Origin of the sequence: Streptomyces sp. NPDC008121 (assembly GCF_042957155.1) — a bacterium.
Lineage (GTDB): Bacteria > Actinomycetota > Actinomycetes > Streptomycetales > Streptomycetaceae > Streptomyces.
In genome coordinates this window covers 25732-44894 of the sequence record NZ_JBIBHT010000013.1, presented here as the reverse complement: position 1 = coordinate 44894, position 19163 = coordinate 25732, and the positions used below count along the sequence as shown (strand labels likewise).

The following is a 19163-nucleotide window of genomic DNA, read 5'->3' as shown; positions in this document are numbered from 1 at the left end:
GTGCCGGCCGCCTGTCCCGGTCGGTCGCGGGGCCGATCACGGGGCTGGTCCCGGTCGCGGTCGTGGTGCCGGAGGCGGGCCCGCCCCCGGCCCCGTCGACGGGCGCGGGGGCCGGACCCGGGTCGCCGGTGGCGCTGCCGGGCGGGGGCGCTGGGGTGGACTCTCGATGCGTCGTCATCGGAACTGCACTCTATGGCGCTTCGGTGGGTTATCTCCCCTTTTGTCCCCCCGTCCTGGTGAACTCCTCGTACGCGGCCACCACCTCCGCCGCCGGTCCGTCCCGGCGCAGCGCCCCCGCCTCCAGCCACAGCGCCCGGTCGCAGGTCTCGGTGACGGTCGAGAGGGAGTGGCTGACCAGGAAGACGGTCCCCGCCTCGGCCCGCAGCTCCTCGATCCGCTGCCGGCTGCGGCGGCGGAACCGCGCGTCGCCGGTCGCCAGCGCCTCGTCGATGAGCAGGACGTCGTGGCTCCTGGCCGCCGCGATGGAGAAGCGGAGGCGGGCGCCCATGCCGGAGGAGTACGTCCGCATGGGGAGCGAGACGAAGTCGCCGTTCTCGTCGATCCCGGAGAACTCCACGATCCCGGCGTAGCGGGCGTCGATCTCGGCGCGGCTCATCCCCATGGCGAGCCCGCCGAGGATCACGTTGCGCTCCCCGGTCAGATCGCTCATCAGCGCCGCGTCGACACCGAGGAGGGAGGGACGGCCCTGGGTGTAGATCGTGCCCTCGGAGACGGGCAGCAGGCCCGCCACCGCCTTGAGGAGGGTGGATTTCCCGGATCCGTTCGAACCGATCAGGCCAATCGCCTCGCCCCTCTTTTTTCGGGGCTCGGTTCCCCTCCGGGCGCTTCGAGCCGGGCTCACAGCCCCGTACGTGCTCGCCCCCTCGTTCCTCGGGGGCTCCGCGCGTTCGGGGCTGTTCCCCCGGCGCGCCCTTCGGATCACTCGCCTGTCGGGCTCACCGCGTTCGGGGCTGGCTCCCCGGCGCCCCCCCGCCCGCTACTTCACCGCTCCCGCCATCACGCCCGAGACGAACTGGCGCTGGAAGGCGAAGAAGACCGCCAGCGGGATCACCATCGACACGAACGCGCCCGGTGCCAGCACGTCGATGTTGTTCCCGAACTGCCGCACCTGCTGCTGCAGCGCCACCGTGATCGGCGGCGAGTCGGAGTCCGCGAAGATCAGCGCCACCAGCATGTCGTTCCACACCCACAGGAACTGGAAGATCCCCAGGGAGGCGATCGCCGGCCCGCCCAGCGGCAGCACCACCCGGGTGAAGAGTCGCAGCTCACCCGCCCCGTCGAGACGGGCCGCTTCCAGCAGCTCCTTGGGGATCTCCGCGAAGAAGTTCCGCAGCAGGAAGATCGCGAACGGCAGCCCGAACGCCGTGTGGAAGAGGACGACCCCGAGCGTCGTCTCGAAGATCCCGATCGTGCCGAAGAGCTTCGAGACCGGCACGAGCGCGACCTGGACCGGCACCACTAGGAGCCCGACCACCACCAGGAACCACCAGTCCCGGCCCGGGAAGTCCAGCCAGGCGAAGGCGTACCCGGCGAGCGAGCCGATCACGACCACGAGGACCGTCGCCGGGACGGTGATCAGGACCGTGGAGACGAGCGAGCCCGTGATCGTCTCGTTGGCCAGGAGGTCGGCGTAGTTCTCCGTCGTGAGCTGCGCCGGGGTGGTGAAGACCTTCCACCAGCCGCTCTCGCTGATGTCGGACGGACCGCGCAGCGACGACAGCAGCAGGCCGACCGTGGGCATGAGCCAGAAGAGCCCGACGAGGACCAGGAAGACCCGCATCGCACCCCCGGCGGTCCGGGCGGCGAGCCGTGCGCCCAGGACGCCCCCGTCTCGATCCGACGCGGTCACCGGCGGGTCTCCCTTCGCATGCGGCGGATGTTGAACGCCATCACCGGGATCACCAGCAGGAGCAACAGGACCGCGATGGCGGAGCCCACCCCGAGATCCGCGTCCGTGCCGAACGACGACCGGTACAGCTGGAGCGCGAGGACGTTCGCGTCGTCCTGCGCCGAACCCGGGGCGATGATGAACACCAGGTCGAAGACCTTCAGAACGTTGATCATCAGGGTGACCACGACCACGGCGAGGACCGGCGCCAGGAGCGGCACGGTGATGCGGCGGAAGACCTGCCATTCGTTCGCCCCGTCGACGCGGGCCGCTTCGAGGAGTTCACGCGGGACGCTCGCGAGCCCCGCGGCGATCAGCATCATCGCGAACCCGGCCCACATCCACACGTAACTGCCGATGACGGCAGGGGTGACGAGCGAGGGGCCGAGCCACTCGACGCCGTTGTACTGCTCCCGGAAGTTGCCCGCCGGCAGTCGCAGGACGGCGCCGTCGGCGGCGGCCGGGAGGGCGAACCGCCCGTCGGCGCCGGCCGTGGTGCTCGCGACCACCCGGCCGTCCTTCACCGCCTCGATCCGCAACCCCTGGAGACCGAGCTCCTGCGGATCGACGACGTTCGGCTTCCCGCCCCCGCCCCGGGTGAAGTCCAGCCACGCCGTGCCGCTGATCCCGCCGTCCGCCGGCGCGGGCTCGGCGGGGCGCGCCGGGCGCGCGTCCGGCGGCATCTGCGCCGGCGGGACACCGATCAGCGGGAGCCGAACCGCCTCGCCCGCGCGGACGGGGCTCTTCGTCACGAACGCCCCGCCGCCCGCCGCCTCCAGCGGATGAACCGGCAGGGGACGGGCCCGGGGGAAGACGGACGACTCGGCGAAGGTGTCGTGCACGCCCACCCAGACGGCGTTGGCGACCCCGCGGTCCGGATCCTGTTCGTAGACGAGCCGGAAGATGATCCCGGCGGCGAGCATCGAGATCGCCATCGGCATGAAGACGATCAGCTTGAACGCCGTGCCCCAGCGCACCCGCTCGGTCAGCACCGCGAAGATCAGCCCGAGCGCGGTCGCCACGGCCGGGGCGAAGACCACCCAGATCGCGTTGTTCCTGACCGCCGTGAGGATCGTGTCGTCGGTGAAGAGTTCGACGTAGTTGCCGAGGCCGGCGAAGGACTCCCCGGACTTGTCGAAGAACGACCGCTGGACGGAGTACCCGATCGGGTAGACGACGAGCGCACCGAGCAGCAGCAGGGCGGGGAGGAGGAACCCCGCCGCCACTGCCTTACGGGTGCCGGTGACGCTCTTGTGCGGTGTGCGGGGCGTGCCGTGCCCCGCCGTGCGCGGCACCGAAGCCATGACGGCCGATCAGCTCCGGTACGCCTTGGCCGCGTCGGCCTCCAGTCGTGCCTGGGTCCCCGCGATGTCCTTCGGGTTCTTGAGGAAGTCCTGGAGCGCCTTCCACTCGCCCTTGCCGGGCGTTCCGCCGAACGACTGGGGCATCTGGTCCGACATGTCGAAGCGGAAGTCGTCACCGGCCTCGATCAGCGCCTTGGCGATCTCCCGCTGGACGTCGTTCGGATACGCGGCCGGGTCCAGGGCCTTGTTGGGGGAGAGGAAGCCGCCGGCGCCCGCCCAGATCCGCGCCGCGTCCGGAGAGGCGAGGAAGGTCAGCAGCGCTTGGGCGCCCTTGGTGTCCTTCAGCGCCACCGCCGCGTCGCCGGCCGTCACGACCGGGGACTCCGCGCCCACCGCCGGGAACGGGAACACCTTCGCGTCCGTGCCGATCTCCGCGTCCGTCTGCGCGATGTTGATGGCGGCGAAGTCTCCCTCGAACACCATCGCGCCCTTCGGCTGGTCGCCGCCCGTGAACGTCTGGGTGACCGAGGCCGGGAACTCCGTCTGCAGGGCGCCGTCCGCGCCGCCCGCGATCAGACCCGGCTTGCCGAACAGCTGGGCGAGGGTCGTCAGGGCCTGGGTGACGGACGGGTCCGTCCACTTGATCGTGTGCTGCGCCAGTTGGTCGTACTTCTCCGGGCCCGCCTGGGAGAGATAGATGTTCTCGAACCAGTCCGTGAGGGTCCAGCCGTCCGCGCCGCCCACCGAGACGGGGGTGACGCCGGAGGCCGAGATGGTCTCCGCGGTCGCGAGGAACTCCTTCCAGGTCGCGGGCTCGGAGGCGCCGGCGTTCTCGAAGGCCGCGTTGTTGTACCAGATCAGGGACTTGTTCGCGGCCTTGAAGTAGACGCCGTACTGCGTGCCGTCGACCGCGCCGAGGTCCTGCCAGCCCTGGGAGTAGTTCTTGGCGAGCTGGGCCTTGGCCTCCGGGCCGACCGGCTTGATCCACTTCTGGGCGGCGGCCTGCTTGATCGCGCCGACCTGGGGGAGCATCGCCACGTCCGGCGGGGCGCCGCCGGCGATCTTCGTACCGAGGAAGTTCACGATCGGGTCCTGCGCGGGCACGAAGGTGACGGTGGCGCCGGTGCGCTTCTCGAACTCCTTCAGGACCTTGGTGAAGTTCTCCTGCTCGGGGCCCGTCCAGACGGCGGCGACCTGGATCTTCTCCCCCTTGAGGGAGGGCAGGGAGACCGACTCCCCGCCCGGGTCCGCGGTGCTGGTGGGCCCGGCGGGCGGGCCGGAGTCCTTGCCGCTCTCGCCGCCGCAGCCGGCGAGGGCGAGTGCGGTGAACGCGGTGACGGCGGTGATCGTCGTCGCGGCTTTGCGTGTACGAAGAGGTGTACGCATGACTGCCCCGTCTCCCTGTGCGCGTGCTCGTCCCGTGCTCGTGCCAGTGCCGACAGGTCTACGCCCGGTGATCGGCCCCCGCAATACCGCCTCCCGTGCCCGGGCGGGGATCGTGATGGGCTCGTGACGGACGCGCTCGTACGGGAGCGGCTCGCGCGGGACGGGCTCGCGCCCGGTGGGCGGGGCGCGGGTCAGGGGTGGACGGCCGGGGCCAGGGGAGCCACGGGGGTGGCGTCGACGGAGCGGGCCGCGCGGTCGAGGGCGCTCGCGAGGAGGGCCAGATCGGTCGGGCCGTTGCCCAGCTCGCGCACGGGTCTGCGGGTGGGCGGGTCGCCCATCCGCTCCCACTCCAGGGGGACCACGGTCGGCCGGAGCGTCGCCGTGCGCGGGATCCGGCCGGAGACGCGGCCCGCCTGGAACGGGGTCACCCGGCCGTCCGGGTGACCGAGCCGCCCCCGGCCGGGCACGGGCTCGTCGGGGCCCGGGACCGCCGGGGGAGCGTCGAGCACGATCCGCAGCCGGGCGCCGTGGGCCAGCTCCGTGTCCGCCGTCCGGTCCGGGCGGGCCGAGGCCGCGATGAGGTGCACCCCGAGCCGGGCGCCGCCACGGACGACGGCTTCCAGGGCGCGTACGACGGAACCGGCGGCGGGCCGTCCCGGGGCGCCGAGCGCGGGCGCCACGAGTGCGTCGAAGTCGTCCACGAGGACGACGAGCCGGGGCAGCGCGCCGGACTCGGCGCCGGACCCGGACGCTTCCGGGGCGGGCCCTTCACCGAGCACCTCGGCCTCCCGGGCCGGACGCGGGACCCGCCCACCGGCCCGGTCGGCGAGATCGGCCCCGCCCCGCAGCGGCAGCCGGCCACTGGGCCGGTCGCCGAGCGCGCCGTCCCCACCGGCCAGGGGAGCGCCCCGGCCACCGGCGGTGGCGGGAAGGTCGTCGGAGGTCGGGCGGCCGACGCGGCCGCTCGGCGTGGCCGGGAGGTCGTCGGGGGCGCGGCGGGCGGGACGGGTGGGACGGGTGCTGGGCTGGTCGGTGAGGAAGCCGTCGGGGGTCTGGCGGGTGACGCGGCCGCTCGGCGTGGCCGGGAGGCCGTCGGAGGCTCGGCCGCTCGGGGTGGCGGGGAGCTCGTCTGGGGTTCGGCAGGTGACCCGGCCGCTCGGGGTGGCCGGGAGGTCCGCGGGGGCCGGGCGGCCGGGTGGTGTCGAGGGTGCGTCCGTGCGCGGGGGGCGGACGCTGGGGTGGTACGTCAGGCCCTCGGGACCCGTGCGGACCGTACGGCCGCTCAGGCGGTCGGCGGCCGGGGCCTCGGCGTGCGGGCGGTCGGTCCGCCCGGAGGAGACGCGGGGGTCCGGGATACGGGCGGTCGCCCGACCGGCCTGCGCCACGGCCTCCGCCGGGCTCGGCGTCCGCTGCCCGGCCGGACGGTCCGCGGACGCGCGCCGCCCGGCCGTCCGGCGGTCGGCGAAGTGCCCGTCGCCCAGCAGCTCGGCGCGGCGCTTCAGCTCGGCACCCAGCGCCTGCGCGAACGCGCGCATCCGGACCGGGTCGGAGGCGACCAGATGCTCCGTGACATGCGGCAGCTCGCCGCAGACCGCCAGGCCCTCGCCCCGCTCGCCGCCCCCGCCGTCCACCAGGAGCAGGCCCAGGCGGTCGGGCCGCCCGCCGGCCGCGAGGGAGGCGGCGATCGACCGCAGCAGCTCCGTGCGCCCGCTGCCCGCCGGTCCCTCGATCAGCAGGTGCGGGCCCTCCGCGGTCAGATCGACCGAGACCGGCCCGCGCGGCCCCGCGCCCAGCACGACCGTCCCGTCCGCCGCCGACGCCCAGCGGGCCAGCAGCGACGCGGGGGTGGCCCGGGCCAGGCCCAGCTCGTCGAGCAGCCGCGCGGACCGGGGCAGGGCCGCGGCCGCCCGGCCGCGCGGCGCGGCCGCTCCCTCCGTGCGCAGCGGGGCCAGGGCGCGGCCGAAGCGCTCCGCCCAGGCGACCGAGACGGCGTCCACCACGCCCACCGTGCCGTGCCCGGCGGCCCGGCCCCCCGCCGTACGCAACAGCCGCAGCGCCGTCGCCACGTCACCGCTCAGCAAGGCCACCGCCCCGCACTCGCGGAAGGCGAGGGAGGCCGCGCACGCGCTTTCGTACGTCGCTGCCACCGGCGAGACCGGGGAGGCGGCCGGCGCCTCGGCCAGACAGATCAGATGGATCCCGGCGGCGGCGCCCGCTCCGGCGAGCCGCGCGGTCGTCTCGCGCAGGGCCGCCGACCCCGGGTCCCCGTCCACGATCACGACCGTGGACGGGCCCTCGTGCCGGGCCGCGGCCTCGGCGACGGCGGCGCGGTCGGCGCTCGGCCACCCGGGACCGAGCGGACCGTCGTCGAGCCTGCGGGTCAGCTCGGCCGTACGCGCCTCGGCCTGTTCGCGGTCGTACGCGAGGAGCAGCCGGCAGTCCTGGCCGTGGGCGGGCCGCAGATGGGGGAGCCAGCCGAGCCAGCCCCAGGCCCGGCGCCGCTCCTCAAGGGAACGGCCGCGGTCCGCGCTGATCAGCACGATCTCCAGCTCGGCGGGGGAGTGCAGGGCGGCGAGCTGGGCGACGACCGAGCGGGCGAGGCCCGCGAGCCGGTCCCCGGGCCCGGCGAGGCCGAGCGAGCCGGCCTCCCGCAGGCCGACGGTGACGGGCACGCCGGAGAGCTCGGCGCGGTCGGTCGTGCCGAGCCGGACGACCAGCGATTCCGGGTGGCCGGGGCCGCGCTCCCAGAGGCGGGGGCCCGGGCCGAGCGCGGTCAGCAGCACGGCGGCCGGATCCGGCCAGGTGTCGGCGGCCGGGGCAGGACCGCCCGCGGACGGGCCCGCCGCGAACAGGCCGGAGGCGCCGGCGGCGACGCCCGTCTCCGAAGGCGCCGCCTCGCCCTTCCCCCCGGTCAGCCGGCGCGCCCACGCTCCTATGCCGCGCTTGCCCCGTGCCGGCGGGGCGGTCTGACGGCGGGTCCTGCTGTGGGCCTCGCCCTCGTCGTCCCCGTCCTCTTCGGCGCGCGCGTGGCCGAGGGAGCCCGCGTGCGTGGCGTCGTCCGCGCGGAAGGGGGCGGGGTGGTGGCGGAGCCCGTCGTGCTCCGGGGCGCCGCCCGGGCCCGGCGAGGGCCGGGGGCCCGGGACGTCGGCGGCCCGGGCGTCGGCGCCGTGGAGGCCGGGGGTCGGGTACGGGCCGGCGGCGCCGCAGGCCCCCTGGGGGCCCGCGTCGAGGGCCGAGGAGCCCGCGCTCCGGCCGTGGACCGGGCCGCTCCCGGCCGGGTCGCCCCCGGAGAGGCCGCCGATTTCGGAGGGTCCGCCGTCCCCGGCGGCCGTTCCCACCCGCAGATGGCCCTCGCCGTCCGGGGTCGTCGGCAGGGAGTCCGTACCGCAGTCGCCGCGGTCCGCGAGGCGCAGGGCCGACTCGCCCAGGCGCAGGAGGGCACCGGGGGCCAGACGGACCGGGCGGGGGCCGACGGGGGAGCCGTCCAGCGTCGTGCCGTTGGTGGAGCCGAGGTCGGCGACGGTGATCCGGCCGTCGTCGCCGACCGTCACCGTGCAGTGGACCCGGGAGACATCCGGGTCGTCGAGCGGCACGTCCGCGTCCAGGGAGCGGCCGACCCTGATCGGGCCGCCGTGCAGGAGGTGGACCCCTCCGGCGTCCGGCCCCGCGACCACGTGGAGCCGGGCCGGGGCGCCCTCGGCGACCCGGTCGTCCTCGCCGGGAACCTGGAGGGTGAGCACCGCGCCGTCGACCAGCGGGGGCTCGCCGAGGGCGCAGCGCCGGGTGTCGAGCCGCTCCCGGCCGGCGTAGAGCACGGTGGTGCCGGAGGTGGAGGTGTCCGGGCCGGAGACGGCCGCGGCGAGCTGGGAGGCCACGGCGGCCAGAGCCGTCCCCGCGGGGGCGGTGACGAGCATGTCGCAGGCGCGCCCGGCGCCGTGGCCGGCGTGCGGCGCGAGGACGGTCAGCCGGATCTGCATCGCCGTCAGCGGTCCCTTCTGCGCGTGGTGCCGGCAGGGGAGCCGCCCTGTGACCTCCCCCACCCGCACGGACGCGTCGTCCGGTACAGGTCGGCACGGCGCGGGGCTCCCGACCCCTCGATGCGACGTGCTGTGTGCATCCTCGCACCTGCCACTGACAACCCGCCCGCGGGTCGCCTCGAAGTGATCTTGAATGGTCGGCTGTGGACGTAAAAGTGCCTGGTTGGGCACGTCTCCCGGCACTTCCCGCAACCTCGGGTGCGCCATATGCGTCTTGTTTTCGGACAAGTCCGGTGCCGGAATCGGCCGTCTCGCGATCGACCGCTGACCCGTTCGGCGGCACTAAAGTGGGTTGGACCCCCGGACGGGTCACAACAGATGACAGGGACTCCGGGGGGTCCAGGACCACGATCAGCAGGGAGCGCGTGACGTGCGGCCAATCGGCAGCAAGTACCTGCTCGAGGAGCCGCTCGGCCGCGGCGCCACGGGCACCGTCTGGCGAGCCCGCCAGCGGGAGACGGCGGGCGCCGAGGCCGCCGTGCCGGGCCAGCCCGGAGAGACCGTGGCGATCAAGGTCCTCAAGGAGGAGCTGGCCAACGACGCGGACATCGTGATGCGCTTCCTGCGCGAGCGGTCCGTGCTGCTCCGGCTCACCCACCCCAACATCGTGCGGACCCGCGACCTCGTCGTCGAGGGCGATGTCCTCGCCCTGGTCATGGACCTCGTCGAGGGCCCGGACCTGCACCGGTACATCCGCGAGAACGGCCCGCTCACCCCGGTCGCCGCGGCCCTGCTCACCGCGCAGATCGCCGACGCCCTCGCCGCCAGCCACGCCGACGGCGTCGTCCACCGCGACCTCAAGCCCGCCAACGTCCTGCTCGCCGAGCGGGACGGCGGGATGCATCCGATGCTCACCGACTTCGGCATCGCCCGCCTCGCCGACTCCCCGGGCCTGACCCGGACGCACGAGTTCGTCGGCACGCCCGCGTACGTCGCGCCGGAGTCCGCCGAGGGCCGCCCGCAGACCTCCGCCGTCGACATCTACGGCGCGGGCATCCTCCTCTACGAGCTGGTCACCGGCCGGCCCCCGTTCGCGGGCGGCACGGCCCTGGAGGTCCTGCACCGGCACCTCAGCGAGGACCCGCACCGCCCGGCGACCGTCCCCGGCCCGCTGTGGACGGTGATAGAGCGCTGCCTGAGCAAGAACCCGGACCGCCGGCCCAGCGCCGAGAACCTGGCCCGCGCGCTGCGCACGGTCGCGTCCGGCATCGGCGTGCACGCCGCGCCCGCGCAGATCGAGGCGGCCGAGGGCGTCGGCGCCCTGCTCGGCCCCGACCCGGCGCCCGCGCACGTCCCGGAGACGCCCGGCGCGGCCGACCCGACCCAGGTGCTGCCCAGCGGCGGAGCCCACCAGTACGACCCCGCCGCCGCGACCAGCGTCATGCCGACCGGCGGCCCGGGGGCCGGCGCCGACCCGACCACGGTCCTGCCGCCCGTCCCCGCCCAGCCCCCGCAGGGAGCGCAGAGCGACGAGCCGCACCCCTGGCAGAGCCAGCTCCGCGCGGCGCGGGACCGCAACGAACAGACCCAGGTGCAGTACCTGGACCCGAGCGAGGACCCGCTGCGCCGACGCCCCCAGCGCCGGCCCCAGCAGCAGCCTCAGCCCCCGCAGTACCAGCAGCAGCCTCAGCAGTACCAGCAGCGTCCGCCGCAGCGGCAGCAGCAGCCCCAGCAGTACGCCCCGCAGCCCCAGCAGCAGCAGTACGCGCCCCAGCCCCAGCAGCAGCGGCCGCAGCAGCAGTACCGGCCGCCGCAGCCCCCGCCGCAGGCGCCGGCTCCGCGCGAGCCCCGCCCGCCGCGTCAGCGCAGCGCCAACCCGATGCGGATCCCGGGCCTGGGCTGCCTCAAGGGCTGCCTGTTCACGATCGTGCTGTTCGTCGTCGCCGGCTGGCTCGTCTGGGAGCTGACCCCGCTCCAGAGCTGGGTCGCCGAGGGCAAGGGCTACTGGGAGGCGATCGGCGACATGATCTCGTCCGTCTCCACCTGGGTCTCCGACCTCGGCAGCGGCACCGACACCGGGACCACCGGCGGGACCACTACCGGCGGTACGGGACAGTAGTACTGCCGATTTATCGACTTCCGAGGGGTGATTTCCCCTCGGAAGTGACGACCAGCGCCCGGGGACGCGTAACTTTGTCGCGACCGCCAGCCGCTGAGGGAGCAGTCTTGGCACGGAAAATCGGCAGCCGCTACACAGCCCATCAGATCCTCGGGCGGGGCAGCGCCGGCACGGTGTGGCTCGGCGAGGGCCCCGAGGGCCCCGTCGCCATCAAGCTGCTGCGCGAGGACCTGGCCTCCGACCAGGAGCTCGTCGGACGCTTCGTCCAGGAGCGCACCGCCCTGCTCGGCCTCGACCACCCGCGCGTGGTCGCCGTCCGCGACCTCGTCGTCGACGGCAACGACCTCGCGCTCGTCATGGACCTGGTCCGCGGCACCGACCTCCGCACCCGCCTCGACCGCGAGCGGCGGCTCGCCCCCGAGGCGGCCGTCTCGATCATCGCCGACGTCGCCGACGGGCTCGCCGCCGCGCACGCCGCCGGCGTCGTCCACCGGGACGTCAAGCCGGAGAACATCCTCCTCGACATGGAGGGCCCGCTCGGCCCCGGCGGCGCCCATCCCGCGCTCCTCACCGACTTCGGCGTCGCCAAGCTCATCGACACCCCCGGCCGCACCAAGGCCACCCGGATCATCGGCACGCCCGACTACCTCGCCCCCGAGATCGTCGAAGGCCTGCCGCCGCGCGCCGCCGTCGACATCTACGCCCTCGCCACCGTGCTGTACGAACTCCTCGCCGGGTTCACCCCCTTCGGCGGCGGCCACCCCGGCGCCGTGCTCCGACGGCACGTCACCGAGACCGTCGTCCCGCTGCCCGGAATCCCCGAGGAGCTGTGGCAGCTGATCGTCCAGTGCCTGGCGAAGGCCCCCGCCTCCCGGCTGCGCGCCTCGGAGCTGGGCGCCCGGCTGCGCGACGTCCTGCCGCTGCTCGCCGGCATCCCGCCGCTCGACGTGGACGAGCCGGACGCGGAGCCGTCCGGCGAACCGGAGGAGGAGCCGTACGCGACGGGCTCCGGGACATCCGCCGCGGCCGGCGGGCCCGCCCCCCGCCGCGCCGCCGTCCCGCTCGTCCCGGGCGCCACCCCCGACTCCAACCGCGACACGCACACCTCCATGCGCGTGCCAGCCCCCGACGAACTCTCCGGCGGCCCGCTGGGCACCGCCCGCGCCCCCCGCCCCGCGGGAGCCCGCCGGCCCGGCTCGGCCCGCCACAAGGCGGGCGCGGCCCGCAAGCGCCGGCTCACCCTCTCCATCGCCGCGGTCCTGGTCACCGGCGCCCTGGCCGCCGGCGGCTACCTGGCGACCACCGGCGACTCCGACGCCCCGCCCCAGGACTCCAAGACCTCCACGAGCCCGTAGGGGCCCCTGCCGATCCTGCCGGGGTCGCGGTGTTCCGAGGCGGGCGGCGGGTCGGGGAGCGGTGGGGAGCCGTTACGCTGGACGCGTGGCAGTCGTCGATGTATCAGAAGAGCTGAAGTCCCTCTCCTCGACCATGGGGTCGATCGAGGCCGTCCTGGACCTCGCACAGATGAGGGCCGACATCGCCGTGCTCGAAGAGCAGGCCGCGGCCCCGTCCCTGTGGGACGACCCGGAGGCGGCGCAGAAGATCACCAGCAAGCTTTCGCACCTCCAGGCCGAGGTCCGCAAGGCGGAGGCCCTGCGCGGCCGGATCGACGACCTCGCGGTGCTCTTCGAGCTCGCCGAGGAGATGGACGACGCCGACACCCGCGCCGAGGCCGAGACCGAGCTGGTCTCCGTCCGCAAGGCGCTGGACGAGATGGAAGTCCGTACGCTCCTGTCCGGCGAGTACGACGAGCGCGAGGCGCTCGTCAACATCCGCGCCGAGGCCGGCGGCGTGGACGCCGCCGACTTCGCCGAGCAGCTCCAGCGGATGTACCTGCGCTGGGCCGAGCGCCACGGCTACGGCACGGAGGTCTACGAAACCTCGTACGCCGAAGAGGCCGGCATCAAGTCGACCACCTTCGTCGTCAAGGCGCCGTACGCCTACGGCACCCTCTCCGTCGAGCAGGGCACGCACCGCCTGGTGCGCATCTCGCCCTTCGACAACCAGGGCCGCCGCCAGACCTCGTTCGCGGGCGTCGAGATCCTCCCGGTCGTGGAGTCGTCCGACCACGTGGAGATCGACGAGTCCGAGCTGCGCGTCGACGTCTACCGCGCGTCGGGCCCCGGCGGCCAGGGCGTCAACACGACCGACTCGGCGGTGCGCATCACGCACCTCCCGACCGGCATCGTGGTCTCCTGCCAGAACGAGCGCTCCCAGATCCAGAACAAGGCGAGCGCCATGAACGTCCTCCAGGCCAAGCTGCTGGAGCGTCAGCGCCAGGAGGAGCGCGCCAAGATGGACGCCCTGAAGGGCGACGGCGGCAGCTCCTGGGGCAACCAGATGCGTTCGTACGTCCTCCACCCGTACCAGATGGTCAAGGACCTCCGGACGGACTTCGAGGTCGGCAACCCGCAGTCCGTCCTGGACGGCGAGATCGACGGCTTCCTCGAGGCGGGCATCCGCTGGCGCAAGCAGCAGGAGAAGTAACCCCCTTCGGCTTTCACCGCACCGGGCCCCTCGCGCACACCGCCGCGAGGGGCCCGGTGCTTTCGTCGGCGTACGGCCGATTCGCGGGCGCAAGCGGAAACGATGCCGACGAGCCGCTTTGTCGACATAAGAACTGGCCTGGGAGAGGCGGAAGTTCCGCGTTTACGTCACAGTTGCATCCCCGCATGACGGTCAACTGATGATCTTTCGGGCATCGCACGCGCAACGACCTTGACGCGTATGCGGAAACTCGCAAGGGTGACCCGCGGCATGCGTATTTCTGGGGCGCGTGTGAACGGGGACCGGTTGAGTGATCATCCCGCTCCCGATGCCCGTGGCCCCGAACGCGGCCCCATGACGAGATTGAGCTACTGGGGGTAGCAGGCATATGACGAAGAAGACGCGGGTTCGCCTCGCGCGGATAGCCGCCGGGACGGTTGTCGTCGCCGGTGCGTCCCTGACCGCGGCCGGTGCCGCGCAGGCAGTCGGTGTCGGAGTCGAGATCGGCGGCCTCAGCGCCTCGGTCCAGGTCGACTCCGACGACCCGTGCGAGGAAGTGGGCGGAGTCTGCGAGGAGACGACCGGTGGCGGCGGCGAGCCGACGACCGGTGGTGGCGAGCAGCCGACCACGGGCGGCGGTGAGCAGCCCACGACCGGTGGCGGTGAGCAGCCGACCACGGGCGGCGGTGAGCAGCCCACGACCGGTGGTGGCGAGCAGCCCACGACCGGCGGCGGCGAGCAGCCGACCACGGGTGGTGGCGAGCAGCCGACCACCGGTGGCAATGGCGGTCAGCCGACGACCGGTGGCGGCGAGCAGCCGACCACCGGTGGCAATGGCGGTCAGCCGACGACCGGTGGCGGCGAGCAGCCGACCACGGGCGGCAATGGCGGTCAGCCGACGACCGGTGGTGGCGAGCAGCCGACCACGGGCGGCAACGGTGGTCAGCCGACCACCGGCGGCAACGGCGGCACGCCGACCACGGGCGGCGGCGAGCAGCCGACGACCGGTGGCACCAGCGGCAACGGTGGTTCGTCGTCCTCCACGGGCGGCTCCACGGGCGGTTCCACCGACGGCGGCACCACCGGTGGCGACGGCAACACCTGCACCGTCGACCTCGACGGTGCCGAGTGCGTCGACAACAACCCGGGCACCAACAACGCCGGCTCGCAGCCGGTCGAGCAGGGCAAGGCCAAGGAGGAGCTGGCGGAGACCGGCGCCGCCGAGACCTCGTTCCTGATCATCGGCGCCGCGACGATGATCGCCGGTGGCATCGGCTTCCGGATGCTCCCCCGCCTCGTCGGCGGCGGGCGTGCCGCCGTCTGAACGGATCGATCGCCGGCTCGCACCGGCCGGAATCCGGCCGGTGTGAGCGGATCGGGCGGAACGGTGGGGCCGTGAGGCCGCACGCGTGACGAAAGAGGGCCGGGGGGCGAACCCCCGGCCCTCTCCCGTGTCCGGCTCGTATGCGGAGTGCTACGCGGTCTGCAGCGCCGCGAGCAGCGCCGCCATCGCCACCAGGGCGATCACCAGTGCCAGCAGCATCCCCGGGGTCAGACCCGTCGACGGGTCCAGGCGCTCCCGGTTCGCGCGGCAGACGGGACAGCGGCCCTCCGTGACGGGGGCCGCGCAGTTGGCGCACACCAGTCGGTCGTAGGTCATGCGCTCTCCTCTCCCGCACGGGGATCCTCACCACGGTCAACGCCGAGCGGCACCCGTGCGTTCCCCCTACCACTGTGCCAGCTCCGAGGCGTTTCGGCGCGCCCCGTCGGATTGCACCCGGATCGCCTGCGTTCCGCCCGGAAGGGCGAAAAGGATATACCGCACAAGCCGGGACCGCGACTGCGCGGGCCATCCCGGGTCGCGTAAGGTCGCGCACACCTACTCCCGGCCGACCGTGGTGCATCCGTGATCCGATTCGACAACGTCTCCAAGTCCTATCCGAAGCAGAACCGCCCCGCGCTCCGGGATGTATCCCTGGAGATCGAGAAGGGGGAGTTCGTCTTCCTCGTCGGTTCCTCCGGCTCCGGAAAGTCGACTTTCCTCCGGCTGATCCTGCGCGAGGAGCGCTGCAGCCACGGCCAGGTGCACGTCCTCGGCAAGGACCTCGCCCGGCTGTCCAACTGGAAGGTGCCCCAGATGCGGCGCCAGCTCGGAACCGTCTTCCAGGACTTCCGGCTGCTGCCCAACAAGACCGTGGCCGAGAACGTGGCCTTCGCCCAGGAGGTCATCGGCAAGCCGCGCGGCGAGATCCGCAAGGCCGTGCCCCAGGTCCTCGACCTGGTGGGCCTCGGCGGCAAGGAGGACCGGATGCCCGGCGAGCTCTCCGGCGGTGAGCAGCAGCGCGTCGCCATCGCCCGGGCCTTCGTCAACCGGCCCATGCTGCTGATCGCCGACGAGCCCACCGGCAACCTCGACCCGCAGACCTCCGTCGGCATCATGAAGCTGCTCGACCGCATCAACAGGACAGGGACCACCGTCGTCATGGCGACCCACGACCAGAACATCGTCGACCAGATGCGCAAGCGCGTCATCGAGCTCGAGAAGGGCCGTCTCGTCCGCGACCAGGCGCGCGGCGTCTACGGATACCAGCACTGAGCAGGTAGGGGACAGATCACCATGCGCGCTCAGTTCGTGCTCTCCGAGATCGGCGTCGGTCTCCGGCGCAATCTCACGATGACCTTCGCCGTCATCGTCTCCGTGGCCCTCTCGCTCGCCCTCTTCGGCGGCGCGCTGCTCATGCGCGAGCAGGTCAGCACGATGAAGGACTACTGGTACGACAAGGTCAACGTCTCCATCTTCCTCTGCAACAAGAACGACGCGGCCACCTCCCCCAAGTGCGCCAAGGGTGCGGTGACCGCGCAGCAGAAGGAGCAGATCGAGGCCGACCTGAAGAAGATGGACATCGTCGAGACCGTGCACCACGAGTCGACCGACGAGGCCTTCAAGCACTACAAGGAGCAGTACAGCGACACGGCGATCGCCTCCGTCATCACGCCCGACCAGATGCAGGAGTCGTTCCGGGTCAAGCTGGACGACCCGGAGAAGTACAAGGTCGTCGCCACCGCCTTCGCCGGGCGGGACGGGGTGGAGTCCGTCCAGGACCAGCGCAACATCCTGCAGAACCTCTTCGACCTGATGAACGGCATGAACATCGCCGCGCTCGGTGTCATGGGGCTGATGCTGGTCATCGCGCTGATGCTCATCGTCAACACGGTGCGCGTCTCCGCCTTCAGCCGCCGCAGGGAGACCGGCATCATGCGGCTGGTCGGCGCCTCAAGCTTCTACATCCAGATGCCGTTCATCATGGAGGCCGCGTTCGCCGGCCTCCTGGGCGGCGCCGTCGCCTGCATCATGCTGCTGGTCGGCCGGTACTTCCTCATCGACCACGGCATCGCCCTCGCCGACAAGATGCAGCTCGTCAACTTCATCGGCTGGGACGCCGTCCTCGCCAAGCTGCCGCTCGTCATCGCGATCGGCCTGCTGATGCCGGCCCTTGCGGCCTTCGTGGCGCTGCGCAAGTACCTCAAGGTGTGAGAAGAGCCGCCTGAGTGCCCCGGGCGCCGTACGGTCAACCACCGTACGGCGCCTTTCGCTTGTCCTAGAGTGGGCGACATGCCGGTCGGCCCCGGGCTCCGTCCCGACCACTGTCTCCGGCCCCGCGGAGCGCTCCGTGGGGCCGCTTTGACGTTCGTCTTCGCCGGAGTGCTCGCCACCGCCGCCGTCACCGGCGCGCTGCCCCGGCAGGCGCCGGAGGCCGCGAAGCCCGCCGGGGTCGCCCCCGCGCGGGAGACCGTCGACCGGGGCGCCCTCAACCGGGTGGCCGCCGAGGCGATGGCCGACGGCAAGTCCGGCAAGCAGGCCGCCGAGGAGTTCGTCAGCCGCAGCGGCGACCGCTGGGGCGCGGTGTACGGCCCGGCGGAGTACGAGGAGTTCGAGCAGGCCCTCGACGGCTCGTACACCGGTGTCGGCCTCTCCGCCCGCAAGGCGGGGGAGGGACGCGTGGAGATCAGCCGCGTCCACCCCGGCGGGCCCGCCGCCCGGGCCGGGTTGCGGCCGGGCGACCGTCTCGTCACCCTCGACGGGCGCCCCGTCGGCGGCCTTCCGGTCTCCGAGGTCGTCTCGCTGCTGCGCGGCGCCGGCGTCCCAGGATCCGCCGTCGCCCTCGGCGTCGAACGCGGCCGCTCCGCCTGGACCGAGACCCTCCGCAGGGCCAGGCTCGCCGGCGAGGACGTCACCGTGCGCCGCCTCGACGACGGGACCGTGCTGATCAAGGTGGTCGCCTTCACCAAGGGCACGGGCGAGCGCGTACGGAAGGCGGTGCGGCGCGCCCCGGCCGGCGCCGGGATCCTGCTCGACCTGCGCGGGAACGCCGGCGGTCTGGTCTCCGAGGCCGCCGTCGCCGCCTCCGCCTTCCTCGACGGCGGCCTGGTCGCCACGTACGACGTCGACGGGGAGCAGCGCGCGGTGTACGCGCAGAACGGCGGGGACACCGCGCGGCCCGTGGTCGCGCTGATCGACGGCGGCACCATGAGCGCCGCCGAGCTGCTCACCGGCGCGCTGAAGGACCGCGGCCGGGCGGTCACCGTCGGCTCGCGCACCTTCGGCAAGGGCGCGGTGCAGATGCCGAGCACCCTGCCGGACGGGTCCGTCGCCGAGCTGACCGTCGGCCACTACCGCACCCCGGCCGGTCACGGTGTCGACGGCCGGGGCATCACCCCGGACCTGGCGGTCGGCGAGCGGGCCGAGGAGCGGGCGAGGACGGTATTGAGTGGCCTCGGAGGGGGGTCGTAGTGCGAAAATGGCCGCACTATGGCAAAGGGACTCGTGAACGTGCAGGGCAAGCCTGCCAAGAAGAAGGACGCCGACAAGGGTCCTGAGCGCAAGATCATCGCGCAGAACAAGAAGGCGCGGCACGACTACCACATCATCGACACGTACGAGTGCGGTGTGGTGCTCATGGGCACCGAGGTGAAGTCGCTGCGGATGGGCCGGGCCTCGCTCGTCGACGGCTTCGTCCAGATCGACGGCCACGAGGCGTGGCTGCACAACATCCACGTGCCCGAGTACTTCCAGGGCAGCTGGACCAACCACGCGGCGAAGCGGAAGCGCAAGCTGCTGCTGCACCGCGAGGAGATCGACAAGCTGGAGTCGAAGGCACAGGAGACGGGTCACACGATCGTGCCCCTCGCGCTGTACTTCCTCAACGGCCGGGTCAAGGTCGAGATCGCGCTCGCCAAGGGCAAGAAGGAGTTCGACAAGCGGCAGACGCTCCGCGAGAAGCAGGACACGCGGGAGACCAGCCGTGCGATCGCGGCGGCGAAGCGGCGCCAGCGGGCCGCCGAGGCCTGACCCGCCCCGGGTCCACGGTAATGCGCTGGCGACGGCGCCCGTTGTTCCCGTACGATGGGCCTCGCACCTCACAGCGGGTGCGTCTTTGAAAAATCAACATGGGGATGATCGGTTTCGACAGCGGATGCCGAATCAGGGGAAGCGTGTCGAGGAAGCGGCAATGATCTCGTAAACCATATGTCGCAACCAATAATCGCCAACTCCAAGAGCGATAACTCCCGCTTCGCCCTCGCTGCCTAATTTTTAGGTAACGAACAGAAGCCTCTGTGAGGAGCGTCAGCCCGGGGATGGTCCCGACCCGGATCCTGGCGTCATCTAGGGATCTAAACCTCTAGCCCCGGTCACGGGGGCCTGAGGGAAATCAAACAGTGACTGAGCCCGTCGGAGACTTGTCCGCGTGATCTCCGGGGCTGAGAAACTCCTAGCGGACTGCACACGGAGAAGCCCTGTTTTGCCACCGTTGGACGCGGGTTCGATTCCCGCCATCTCCACCGAGCGTCCGAGCGGTCCTCCGCCCGGACACCTCATCCCATGTGGGCGAAGGCCCGGTGACCGTCACGATGGTCACCGG

At 73.0% G+C, this 19163-nt stretch carries 14 protein-coding genes and 1 other RNA gene; 9 read left to right on the top strand and 6 right to left on the bottom strand.

Annotated elements, in window-relative coordinates:
- Positions 1–208 precede the first annotated feature (208 nt).
- From ACFZBD_RS31820 to ACFZBD_RS31800, 5 genes are all read right to left on the bottom strand, one after another.
- Complete coding sequence (locus ACFZBD_RS31820) at positions 209–943, bottom strand: ATP-binding cassette domain-containing protein (RefSeq protein ID WP_391146451.1); 735 nt, start codon at positions 941–943, stop codon at positions 209–211.
- Between the two features lie 54 nt (positions 944–997).
- Entirely contained in the window at positions 998–1801 is an 804-nt protein-coding gene (locus ACFZBD_RS31815) for an ABC transporter permease subunit (RefSeq protein WP_391146498.1), read from the bottom strand.
- A gap of 65 nt (positions 1802–1866) precedes the next feature.
- On the bottom strand, positions 1867–3213 hold the full coding sequence (locus ACFZBD_RS31810; protein ID WP_391146449.1) for an ABC transporter permease subunit: 1347 nt from the start codon (positions 3211–3213) through the stop codon (positions 1867–1869).
- A gap of 9 nt (positions 3214–3222) precedes the next feature.
- Positions 3223–4599 carry an extracellular solute-binding protein gene (locus ACFZBD_RS31805; protein WP_391146447.1) on the bottom strand — a complete coding sequence of 459 codons (1377 nt, stop codon included), beginning with the start codon at positions 4597–4599 and terminating at the stop codon, positions 3223–3225.
- A 191-nt stretch (positions 4600–4790) separates the two neighbouring features.
- Positions 4791–8576, bottom strand: coding sequence for an FHA domain-containing protein (locus ACFZBD_RS31800; protein ID WP_391146445.1), 3786 nt, complete (start codon positions 8574–8576; stop codon positions 4791–4793).
- 430 nt (positions 8577–9006) lie between these two features.
- On the opposite strand from ACFZBD_RS31800, the gene ACFZBD_RS31795 reads away from it, so the two are divergent.
- The 4 genes from ACFZBD_RS31795 to ACFZBD_RS31780 all read left to right on the top strand — a co-directional run bounded on the left by ACFZBD_RS31795 (position 9007) and on the right by ACFZBD_RS31780 (position 14566).
- Positions 9007–10695 carry a protein kinase gene (locus tag ACFZBD_RS31795; protein WP_391146442.1) on the top strand — a complete coding sequence of 563 codons (1689 nt, stop codon included), beginning with the start codon at positions 9007–9009 and terminating at the stop codon, positions 10693–10695.
- A 107-nt stretch (positions 10696–10802) separates the two neighbouring features.
- Positions 10803–12050, top strand: a complete 1248-nt coding sequence (locus ACFZBD_RS31790; protein ID WP_391146439.1) for a protein kinase — start codon at positions 10803–10805, stop codon at positions 12048–12050.
- Positions 12051–12135: 85 nt separating this feature from the next.
- Positions 12136–13242: a peptide chain release factor 2 gene (gene prfB / locus ACFZBD_RS31785; protein WP_391146436.1), complete on the top strand. Its 1107-nt coding sequence runs from the start codon at positions 12136–12138 to the stop codon at positions 13240–13242.
- Between the two features lie 388 nt (positions 13243–13630).
- Complete coding sequence (locus tag ACFZBD_RS31780; RefSeq protein ID WP_391146433.1) at positions 13631–14566, top strand: hypothetical protein; 936 nt, start codon at positions 13631–13633, stop codon at positions 14564–14566.
- A 150-nt stretch (positions 14567–14716) separates the two neighbouring features.
- On the opposite strand, the gene ACFZBD_RS31775 is transcribed toward ACFZBD_RS31780, so the two are convergent.
- Positions 14717–14902 carry a hypothetical protein gene (locus ACFZBD_RS31775; RefSeq protein WP_391146430.1) on the bottom strand — a complete coding sequence of 62 codons (186 nt, stop codon included), beginning with the start codon at positions 14900–14902 and terminating at the stop codon, positions 14717–14719.
- A 246-nt stretch (positions 14903–15148) separates the two neighbouring features.
- Here ACFZBD_RS31775 and ftsE point away from each other — a divergent pair, with 246 nt between their 5' ends.
- The 5 genes from ftsE to ssrA all read left to right on the top strand — a co-directional run bounded on the left by ftsE (position 15149) and on the right by ssrA (position 19086).
- Entirely contained in the window at positions 15149–15838 is a 690-nt protein-coding gene (gene ftsE / locus ACFZBD_RS31770) for a cell division ATP-binding protein FtsE (RefSeq protein WP_260229593.1), read from the top strand.
- A 21-nt stretch (positions 15839–15859) separates the two neighbouring features.
- The gene (gene ftsX / locus ACFZBD_RS31765; RefSeq protein ID WP_391146426.1) at positions 15860–16777 is read left to right on the top strand and encodes a permease-like cell division protein FtsX; all 918 of its coding nucleotides are present in this window, start codon (positions 15860–15862) and stop codon (positions 16775–16777) included.
- A gap of 78 nt (positions 16778–16855) precedes the next feature.
- Positions 16856–18034 carry a S41 family peptidase gene (locus ACFZBD_RS31760; RefSeq protein WP_391146423.1) on the top strand — a complete coding sequence of 393 codons (1179 nt, stop codon included), beginning with the start codon at positions 16856–16858 and terminating at the stop codon, positions 18032–18034.
- Between the two features lie 18 nt (positions 18035–18052).
- Positions 18053–18592: an SsrA-binding protein SmpB gene (smpB, locus tag ACFZBD_RS31755; protein WP_391146420.1), complete on the top strand. Its 540-nt coding sequence runs from the start codon at positions 18053–18055 to the stop codon at positions 18590–18592.
- A gap of 100 nt (positions 18593–18692) precedes the next feature.
- Positions 18693–19086, top strand: a transfer-messenger RNA (tmRNA) gene (gene ssrA / locus ACFZBD_RS31750).
- The last annotated feature ends 77 nt before the right edge of the window (positions 19087–19163 follow it).